The organism is Streptomyces inhibens, assembly GCF_003389455.1.
GTDB classification, from domain to species: Bacteria; Actinomycetota; Actinomycetes; order Streptomycetales; family Streptomycetaceae; genus Streptomyces; species Streptomyces inhibens.
In genome coordinates this window covers 1-9,762 of record NZ_QUAC01000018.1, presented here as the reverse complement: position 1 = coordinate 9,762, position 9,762 = coordinate 1, and the positions used below count along the sequence as shown (strand labels likewise).

Here is a 9,762-nt window from a genome sequence, read left to right as displayed (position 1 = left end):
CCCGGGGCCGCAGCCGGGCCCCCAGGGAGCCGCGCCGAAGGCCGCCGGGGCCGCCGGCCGCCGGCTGCCGGGAATCGTGATCGCCGGTCTCGTTCTCGCCGCACTCAACCTCCGGCCGGCCATCACCAGCCTGGGCGCGCTCATGGAGGAGGTCCGCGACGGTCTCGGCATGAGCGGCACCCTCGCCGGGCTGCTGACCTCCGTGCCGCCGCTGTGCTTCGCCGTCTTCGGTATCGCGGCGCCCCGGCTGGCCAGGCGCTGGGGGCCCGGTGCGGTCGTCTGCGCCGGCATGGCCGCGATCGCCGTGGGCGTCGTGGCGCGCCCGTACGCCGGCGGCACCGGCGGCTTCCTCGCTGCCAGCGCGTTCGCCCTGGCCGGCATCGCGGTCAGCAACGTCCTGATGCCGGTCGTCATCAAGAGCTGGTTCCCCGACCGGGTCGGCCCGATGACCGGCCTCTACTCGATGGCGCTGGCGCTGGGCACCTCGCTCGCCGCGGCGCTCACCGTCCCCATGACCGAGGCGCTGGGCGGCAGTTGGCGCACCGGCCTGGCGGTGTGGGGCGCCCTCGCCGCGGTTGCCGTGCTGCCCTGGCTCGCGGTGATACGGCAGCGCCGCACCGCCGCCGGACCGTCCGCGGGCGAGGCGGCGCGGCCCGCGGAACCCCCCGTACGGATCACCTCGTCACCGACCGCCTGGGCGCTGGCCGTCTTCTTCGGTCTGCAGGCCACCGCCGCGTACATCACGATGGGCTGGATGCCGCAGATCTTCCGCGACGCCGGGGTCTCGGCGGGTACGGCGGGCGTGCTGCTCGCCGTCACGATGGCGATGGGCGTCCCGCTCTCCTTCGTTCTGCCGCGGCTGGCGACCCGGATGCGGCATCAGGGTCCGCTCGCGGTGCTGCTGGGCATCTGCGGCCTGGCCGGCTACGCAGGGCTGTGGCTGGCACCGGCCGCCGGCGCCTGGGTCTGGGCGCTGCTGATGGGCATTTCCAACTGCGCCTTCCCGCTGGCCCTGACGATGATCGGGATGCGCTCGACCAGCTCCGCCGGGGTCGTCAAGCTCTCGGCCTTCGTACAGAGCGTCGGCTATCTGATCTCCATCCCCGGACCGCTGCTGGTCGGCACGCTCTACCAGCACAGCGGGGGCTGGGGGCTGCCGATCGCCCTGATGGCGGGGCTCATGGTGCCGCAGATCGCGGTGGGGGTGCTGGCCGGGCGGGACCGCCGGATCGAGGACGAGTCGTGAGTGCGACACTGGGCGCATGCCAGTGCTCGAACCGAATCCGCAGGGTGGCCAGAAGAAGCTGCTCCTGGTCCTGGGCCTCATGCTCGGTGTGACCGTCGTCGTCGCGATCATCGCGAGTATCGCCGCGCCATGACCGGGCGGCGGCCCGGCCCTGCGGGGGGTGGGGGTGGGGATATCCCCACCGTCCCCTAGGGGGTCAGGGTCAGGGGTAAGTGGGTGGCTTCCCGGGTGGGAACGGCCGCCGGTGATCCGTAGCTTCGAAGTACACCGCACCGCAGCGGTGAGCGCGCCGCAGCCCGCGGGCGCGCGCCCCTTCGATGCGCCGCGGAGGCGATCCGTATGTCCGCCGTGTTCAGCCGGTCACCCGCAGCCAAGGCCCACCGCCTGCGGAAGCGGCTGCCGTGGTGGGCGCTGGCCCTGCCGGTGGTCTCCTTCATAGCCCTGTTGGCGCTGGTGGCGAGCCCCTCCGAGGCGAGTGCGGCGAGCGCCCCGCAGGGCCTGGCCGCGCTGCTGGAATTCCTCGCCGGGCTTGTCCGCATCGGCGCGTGATGCCCCCTTGCGGCCCGCGCGTCACCCTGCAGGGGGGAGCGCTTCAACACCCCGCGCCACGCGCCGTCTTTCGTGCGAAGCTGGGACGCATGAGCGCCGACACACCCCGCCGGATTGTCCTCCTCCGACACGCAAAGGCCGAATGGTCGGAGGAATCCGACCATGAGCGCCCGCTCGCCGAGCGCGGCCGTAAGGACGCCCCGGCCGCCGGCCGCCGGCTGGCCGGAGCCGGGATCACCCCCGATCTGACCCTGTGCTCGACCGCTGCCCGCACCAGGGAGACCTGGAAGCTCTTCGTCCACGAGCTGCCGCAGCGGCCCAAGACCGTCTACGAGGAGCGACTGTACGAGGCCTCCCTCGGCGAGCTCCTCGCGCTGCTGAACGAGACCTCCGACGAGGTGAACGACCTGATGGTGGTCGGCCACAATCCGGGGATGCACGCCCTCGCGGACGCGCTCGCGGGCGAGGCGGAGGGCGATCTGCTGCCGCGGATGAACCGCGGCGGGTTCCCGACGGCGGCGATCGCCGTGATCGAGTTCACCGGCTCCTGGAAGTCCGTGGAGCACGGCGTCGGCCGTCTCGTCGCCTACCTCCCCCCGCACGAATGAGCCACGGCAGCCACCACCGGCGCCGCTGAGGCGAACGGCCCCGGGCCCGGCTGCCGAGGCGCACAGGCCACACAGAAGGGCCCCGGCACCCGCCGGGGCCCTTCTCCCGTAGATCTTCGGTATGTCTCCCGTAGGTCACCCACGCCCGGCCGCCGGGGCCGGCCGCGCTCACTCGCTGTGGGTGTCCGCCGCCTCGACCTCTTCGCGGGTGATGCCCAGCAGATACAGCACGGTGTCCAGGAACGGCACATTCACCGCGGTGTGCGCCGCCTCCCGCACCACCGGCTTGGCATTGAAGGCGACGCCGAGGCCGGCCGCGTTGAGCATGTCGAGGTCATTGGCGCCGTCACCGATCGCGACCGTCTGGTCCAGCGGCACCCCGGCCTGATGCGCGAAGTCACGCAGCAGCCTGGCCTTGCCGGCCCGGTCCACGATGTCGCCGGTGACCCGGCCGGTGAGCTTGCCGTCGACGATCTCCAGGGTGTTGGCGGAGGCGAAGTCCAGCCCCAGCTCCTCCTTGAGCGCATCGGTGACCTGCGTGAAACCGCCCGATACGACGCCGACTTGATAGCCGAGCCGCTTGAGGGTCCGCACCAGGGTGCGGGCGCCGGGGGTGAGCCGTACCTCCTTGCGTACGGCGTCGACCACGGACGCGTCCAGCCCGCCGAGCAGCTCGACCCGGGCGTGCAGCGACTGCTCGAAGTCCAGCTCGCCGCGCATCGCGGCGGCGGTCACCTCGGCGACCTCGGCCTCACAGCCGGCGTGCGCCGCGAACAGCTCGATGACCTCGTCCTGGATGAGCGTCGAGTCGACGTCCATGACGACCAGCCGCTGGGCCCTGCGCTGCAGCCCGGCCGCCACCACGGCGACATCCACGCCGAGCTGCGCGGCCTCGGGGGCCAGCACGCTGCGCAGCGCCTCGGTCGCCGCGCCGGAGACCGCGAACTCGACGGCGGTCACCGGATACTTGGCAAGCCGGAAGATGCGGTCGATGTTGCCGCCGATGGCCGTTATGGCGGCGGCGATGGCGGCGGTCGACTCCGCGGTGAGCGGATGCCCCAGCACGGTGACATGCGAACGTCCGGTGCCGCGCGGACGGTTGTCGCCCCGGCCGGAGATGATCTCCGCCTGGAGGTTCAGCGACTCGGCCCAGCTGTGCACGGTGGCCCGCAGGTCGCCCTCGGAGGAACCGGTCGAGCCCTGGGCGGGGGAGGGGGCGGTGACCAGCGCGCACAGCGTGATGCGCCCCCGGGTCACCACCTGTTCGATGTCCACGACATCGACGGAGTAGGCAGCGAGGGTGTCGAAGAGACCTGCGGTGATGCCGGGCCGGTCCTTCCCGAAGATCTTCACGAGGAGGGTCGGTACGTCATCGCCCGGTACGGCGGTGGCAGGCGGGATCTGCGATGCGCTCATGGTGCCCTTACGGTAACCGCCGGGCCGTCGCGTCCGTACGGGTGTCCGGGGTTCGGACCCGCCCGGCCCCGTGCCTCCGCGCCCGCACCCCATGGCCCCCGCCCCGCGAGCCCCGTCGATCGTTATCGAGTCGTGTCCGGCCCGCCCCGGCCCGCAGGCAGGGGCCGGAGCGCGCCCACGCCAACACCCGTGCCGGGGCGACGCGTTCGGACCGATGACGGAACGCAACCGCGGCGGACCGCGATATCGATCATTGATTTGTCTGCTTCATCCCATCATGCGGCCTCTGTGGCGGGCGCGCATGACGTCCTTGGCGGGCCCCGTCCACCCCGCCGGAGAGCGCCGCGTCCGGAACACCCGTAATCCGGTGATCCCTGCGCATCCATGGGTTCTTCCCGCGCTCCGGGAGTGTTTGGCGGCCCCAACAGGAGCCGTTCGCACCCCAGTCCCGTCCCGGTTTCCGGTCGGAGGGCCGAGCCTGAAATAGTTCCTCACGATGTTCGCCATCCCTAGACTTCCCATTCAGNTCCCGTCCCGGTTTCCGGTCGGAGGGCCGAGCCTGAAATAGTTCCTCACGATGTTCGCCATCCCTAGACTTCCCATTCAGGGCGTCACTCGGGGGACTATGTAATGGGGCATGGAGTGCCTGAACTCGTACTCGAATTGAACGGAAGGACCTGGACGCTCGACCCGTCCCGGTCCTACAACGTGGGCCGTGATCCGCAGGGCGACATGGTGCTCGACGACGCCAGGGTTTCCTGGCGGCACGCCACCGTGCGATGGGCCGGCCGCAGCTGGATCATCGAAGACCAGGGCAGCACCAACGGCACCTACGTCCAGGGCCAGCGGATCCACCAGATGGAGATCGGCCCCGGCTCGACCGTGCATCTGGGCAACGCCACCGACGGTCCTCGGGTGACCCTGTCGGCCCCGGCGCCGACGGCCGACGCGTTCAGCGCGCCGCCCGCGATGGCGCCGCAGCAGCAGGCCGCGCAGGGCTGGCAGGCGCCCCCCGCGCACCAGCCGCAGGCCCAGCAGCCGCCCGTCCAGCAGCAGCCGCCCGCCCAGCAGGGCTGGCAGGCGCCGCCACAAGCTCAGCAGCAGCCGTACCTCCCGCCGCAGCAGGCCCAGCAGCCGCAGCAGGCCGTTCCCCCGCAGCAGGCCCGGCAGCCCCAGGAGCGCCCCGCGCAGAAGGCGGACGGCGCACCGGTCCACGGTGACCGCAGCCCGACCACGTTCCACCGCCTCGACACGGGCCGGGTGATGCGCATAGGTCGTGCGCTGGAGAACGAACTGGTCGTCTCCGACCTCCAGGTCTCCCGCCACCACGCCGAGTTCCGCGCCACACCCGACGGCCGCTTCGAGATCCGCGACCTCGGCAGCCACAACGGCACCTACGTCAACGGCCAGCCGGTCGCCAAGTCCGGTACGGCGCTGATCGGCCCGAACGACATCATCGGCGTCGGCCACTCCACTTTCCGGCTGGTCGGCGACCGCCTGGAGGAGTTCGTCGACACCGGCGAGGTCTCCTTCTCGGCCCGCCACCTCACGGTCACCGTCGACGGCGGTAAGCAGATCCTCAAGGACGTCTCCTTCGGCGTCCCGGAGAAGTCGCTGATCGCCGTCATCGGCCCGTCCGGCTCCGGCAAGTCCACGCTGCTCAAGGCGCTGACCGGCTACCGCCCCGCCAACCAGGGCGATGTCCTCTACGACAACCGGAACCTCTACAAGCAGTTCGCCGAGCTGCGCCAGCGCATCGGTCTGGTCCCGCAGGACGACATCCTGCACAAGGAACTGACCGTCGCCAAGGCCCTCAAGTACGCCGCCAAGCTCCGCTTCCCCGGTGACACCGCGGAGTCCGAGCGCGAGGCTCGGATCGACGAGGTGCTGCGCGAGCTCAAGCTCGACGTCCACAAGGACAAGAAAGTCACCTCGCTCTCCGGCGGCCAGCGCAAGCGCGTCTCGGTGGCCCTGGAGCTGCTGACCAAGCCGTCGCTGATCTTCCTGGACGAGCCGACCTCCGGCCTCGACCCGGGCATGGACCGCGATGTCATGCAGCTGCTGCGCGGCCTCGCCGACGACGGCCGTACGGTTCTGGTCGTCACCCACTCGGTGGCCGAACTCGGTATCTGCGACAAGCTGCTGGTGATGGCCCCGGGCGGCGGCGTGGCCTACTTCGGCCCGCCCGAGGAAGCGCTCAACTTCTTCCAGTACGACACCTGGGCGGATGTCTTCTCGGCCTTCGAGAACTACCGCGACTACGACTGGATGGGCCGCTGGCGCGGTTCCCCGCACTACCAGATGTACGCCGCGGACATCGACGCCGTCGCCCCGCAGTCGGTGACGATCCAGCCGCCGCCGGCCCGGATGCAGAAGTCCCAGAGCTGGGGCTCGCAGCTGTGGACGCTGATGCGGCGCTATGTCTCGGTGCTCGCCTCCGACCGCGGCTTCCTGGCCCTGATGGTGATCCTGCCGGCGGTGCTCGGTGTGGTCTCGATGCTGATCCCCAGCAATTTCGGCCTCGGCTACGGGCCGATGGCCAAGGGCCGCACCAACCGCGACGCCAGCACGATCATGCTGATCCTCGCGGTCGGTATGTGCTTCTCGGGTGCGGCCAACTCGGTCCGTGAGCTGATCAAGGAGCGGGTCATCTACGAGCGTGAACGGGCCACCGGCCTGTCACGGTCGGCGTATCTGATGTCCAAGGTGATCGTGCTCGGCGTGGTCACCGCCTTCCAGGGCGTGATCATCGCGACGATCGGCTTCTGGACCCGGAACATGCCCACCGAGGGCGTGGTGGTGGCGAAGGCCCCGGCCATCGAGATGGCGCTGGCGATCATCGCGCTGGGCTTCACCTCGATGATGTTCGGCCTGATCATCTCCGCGCTGGTCAAGACGGCCGAGAAGACCATGCCGCTGCTGGTCATGTTCGCCATCGTCCAGGTCGTCTTCACCGGCGTGCTCTTCCAGCTCTTCGACACCGTGGGCGTCGCCCAGTTCGCCTGGCTGATGCCCTCGCGCTGGGCCGTCGCCGCGATGGGCGCGACCGCCGATATGAACACCCTGCTGCCGTGGGAGCCGGGCAACCCGGACCCGCTGTGGAAGCACCAGACCGGCGTCTACGTGATGGACATGATCATCCTGATCAGTCTGGGCATCGGGCTCGCCTTCGCCGTCGCGCGGCTGCTGCGCCGCCACGAGCCGGAGGTCATGCGCAAGTAGCGCCGAGCGCTCATACGCCCGAGGGGCGGCACCCGACACCGGGTGCCGCCCCTCGGCGGTGTGTGCATACGCGGACTGCGTGAACCAGTGGCTCAGTAGGCCGAGTTGACGTTGTCCATCGAGCCGTACTTGTCGGCCGCGTAGTTGCAGGCGGCGGTGATGTTGGCGACCGGGTCGTAGATGTTCCACGAGGTGCCTTCGACGTGCCACGTCTTGAAGGTCGGGTCGATGACCTGCAGCAGGCCCTTGGACGGGATGCCGTTCTTGGCGTTGATGTCCCAGAGGTTGATCGCCATCGGGTTACCGCTCGACTCCCGGATGATGTTCCGGTGGATGCCGTTGTACGAGCCGGGGATGCCCTTCTTGGCCATGACGTCCAGCGACTCGCGGATCCAGCCGTCGAGGTTGTCCGGGTAGGTCTTGGCCGCGGGCTTGGCGACCGGCTTGGCGGCCGGCTTCGGGGCCGCGGCGGGGATCGCGGCGCGGACGGCGGACCGGCTCGCGGCCTGCTTTGCCTGGTGCGCCTTCTCGGCCTTGGCCGCGGCGACAGCCTTCGCCCTGGCGGCGGCCTTCGCCTTGGCGGCAGCCTTCTCGGCAGCGGCCTTCTTGGCGGCGGCCTCGGCCTTGCCCTTGGCGGCGGAGTCGTCGGCCTGCTTGGTGATCGTGGCCTGCTGGGCCTTTGCGGCGGTGCCGACCGCGGCGAAGGCAACCGGCTTCACATTCTCGACGGCAGTGGCCTGGCTCTTTGCCTGATCGGCGTCAGCACCCGGAACGACGGCGAAGACCAGAGCGGCGGCACCGGCGGCGGCGACACCAGCGACGGAGAGCTTGTGCGTCCGGGTCAGGCGGTGGAGACCAGAAGTGGCGTGCTTGGGCATGGCGGGACAGACCTTCCAATGGGGGGCATCGCACGGGCCTTGAGCGGCGGCCAACGCCGAGCTTTCAATCACGGCGCCGAGCGATGGGAGCCATTCTTAGCGGCCGGAAATTCGCCAGGCAAAGGTGTGACGTACGATCCGAGTTAGTGGAACCCATAGCGGGAATATCGCGTCCCGAATGGTCGCTTCCCAGCTCACACCGTTTTTAGGGGTCCACTAACCCGGGTCGTAAGTGATGTGCGTCCTATGCGCGGCGTCACAGTGCGGAAGGGTTTATCTCGCCGGACGTAATTGCAAATGCACAGTCTGTGTGCGTCAGATCTCGACCATGACCTGATCAAGGGACTTTCGGATCAAATCGGGCACTTCGCACTCCGGGGCCGGATGGCCCACCGGAATCACCGCGAACGCCTTCTCGTTGGCCGGCCGCCCCAGCACCTCCCGCAGGAAGCGCATCGGGCTCGGTGTGTGCACCAGCGCCGCCAGCCCCGACAGATGCAGCGCGGACAGCAGCATGCCGACCGCGATGCCCACCGACTCGTCCACGTAGTAGTGCTTGCGCTTGCTGCCGTCCGCGCCCAGCCAGTGCCGCTGCTGGAAGACGACGATCAGCTGCGGGGCATCCGTCAGATGCGGCTTGACCTCGTCCGTGCCCAGCGGCCGCAGCGCCGCCAGCCACTCCTCGCCCAGCCGCCCCTCGTAGGAGACCCGCTCCTCCGCCTCCGCCGCCGTCCTGATCCGGCGGCGTACCTCGGGGTCCTTGACCAGGACGAACGTCCATGGCTGCTGATGCGCCCCGGACGGCGCGGTGGCCGCACAGGCGATCGCGTCCTTCACCACCTGCTCCGGCACCGGGTCGGCGGCGAACTGGCGGACCGTACGTCGCTGGTCCATCCGCTCCCGCAGCTCGGCGGCGCGGGCCAGCGACTCGGCTACGGGCATCCGCTCGGGCCGGTACGGCACCGGCCGGTAGGGGGCGCCGTGGGTCGGCACCCAGCTCCTCGTTGATGGCGACATGCGCCGAGTCTGGAACTCACCCCGGCAGCAGGAGATGCAGATCGCCGAATTCGTGCCACAGATAGCGCCGCTGCACCGCCGCGGCGTACGCGCGCCGCAGCGCCTCCCCGTCCGCCGTCGCCGACGCCACCGCCTCCAGCATCAGCAGATGCGAGGCGGTGGGCTCGTGCAGCCCGGTGAGCAGGCCGTCCACCGCCCGCACCCCGCGCTCCGGCGTCACCACCAGGTCCGTCCAGCCGGCCGCGGCCCGCACCCGCCCGTCCGCCCCGGTCGCCGATTCCAGGGCCCGTACGGCCGTGGTGCCGACCGCTATGACCCGCCCGCCCGAGCCGCCCCGCGCCGGGCCACCCGCCCGCGGCGCCGCTCTCCGCCACGCCCGTACGGCGTTCACCAGCCACGCCGTCGCCGGCGGCACCACGAACCGCTCCGGATACGGCGGCTCGAACGCCTCCGCCGACGCGACCCCCGTATGCAGCGAGATCGGCGCGAACTGCACCCCCCCTGCTGACCAGCCGCGCCACCAGGTCGGCGGTGAAGGGCCGGGCGGCGCTCGGCATCTCCGCGCTGCCGCCGCCGGGCGAGTCCACCGCGAAGACGGTCTGATACGCGGCCAGCGGCTGGTCCCGGTCCGTGTAGCCGTAGCGGATCGGCCGCCCGTGGAGCCGCATCAGCTCCGGCACCCGCGCGCCCGCCACCCGCGCCCACCACAGCCGTACGCCGCCCGGATCCACCGGGGTCTCCAGCACCAGCCGCGCCCGGCCCGGCAGCCGCACCACCGTGCCGGCCGGTCCGCCCGCCCGCGGCCGGGTGCTGCCCCGGCCGTCCG

Annotated in this window: 8 protein-coding genes and 1 pseudogene; 5 read left to right on the top strand and 4 right to left on the bottom strand. The window is 70.9% G+C overall.

The annotated features are described in order from the left end of the window. The 4 genes from DY245_RS03140 to DY245_RS03130 form a co-directional block, all read left to right on the top strand. Window positions 1–1,246: CynX/NimT family MFS transporter (locus DY245_RS03140; RefSeq protein ID WP_244942799.1), on the top strand; the 1,246-nt coding region annotated here is incomplete at its 5' end. 16 nt (window positions 1,247–1,262) lie between these two features. After that, the gene (locus DY245_RS47450) at window positions 1,263–1,379 is read left to right on the top strand and encodes an SGM_5486 family transporter-associated protein (protein ID WP_280524943.1); all 117 of its coding nucleotides are present in this window, start codon (window positions 1,263–1,265) and stop codon (window positions 1,377–1,379) included. Between the two features lie 206 nt (window positions 1,380–1,585). Beyond that, window positions 1,586–1,795 (top strand): hypothetical protein, encoded by a 210-nt coding sequence (locus tag DY245_RS03135; protein WP_128503214.1) that lies wholly within the window; start codon window positions 1,586–1,588, stop codon window positions 1,793–1,795. 89 nt (window positions 1,796–1,884) lie between these two features. Beyond that, window positions 1,885–2,403, top strand: coding sequence for a SixA phosphatase family protein (locus DY245_RS03130; protein WP_128503212.1), 519 nt, complete (start codon window positions 1,885–1,887; stop codon window positions 2,401–2,403). Window positions 2,404–2,571: 168 nt separating this feature from the next. Here DY245_RS03130 and serB read toward each other — a convergent pair whose 3' ends face one another. Then, the gene (gene serB, locus DY245_RS03125; RefSeq protein WP_128503210.1) at window positions 2,572–3,819 is read right to left on the bottom strand and encodes a phosphoserine phosphatase SerB; all 1,248 of its coding nucleotides are present in this window, start codon (window positions 3,817–3,819) and stop codon (window positions 2,572–2,574) included. Window positions 3,820–4,449: 630 nt separating this feature from the next. On the opposite strand from serB, the gene DY245_RS03120 reads away from it, so the two are divergent. Further along, window positions 4,450–7,041: an ABC transporter ATP-binding protein/permease gene (locus DY245_RS03120; RefSeq protein ID WP_128503207.1), complete on the top strand. Its 2,592-nt coding sequence runs from the start codon at window positions 4,450–4,452 to the stop codon at window positions 7,039–7,041. 92 nt (window positions 7,042–7,133) lie between these two features. Here the strand turns inward: DY245_RS03120 and DY245_RS03115 are convergent, their stop codons facing one another. The 3 genes and pseudogenes from DY245_RS03115 to DY245_RS03105 form a co-directional block, all read right to left on the bottom strand. Next, window positions 7,134–7,919, bottom strand: coding sequence for a transglycosylase SLT domain-containing protein (locus tag DY245_RS03115; RefSeq protein ID WP_128503205.1), 786 nt, complete (start codon window positions 7,917–7,919; stop codon window positions 7,134–7,136). Between the two features lie 315 nt (window positions 7,920–8,234). Further along, window positions 8,235–8,936 (bottom strand): nitroreductase family protein, encoded by a 702-nt coding sequence (locus tag DY245_RS03110; protein WP_181923496.1) that lies wholly within the window; start codon window positions 8,934–8,936, stop codon window positions 8,235–8,237. A 16-nt stretch (window positions 8,937–8,952) separates the two neighbouring features. Next, window positions 8,953–9,762: pseudogene (locus DY245_RS03105) on the bottom strand (S-adenosylmethionine:tRNA ribosyltransferase-isomerase); the annotation flags it as partial.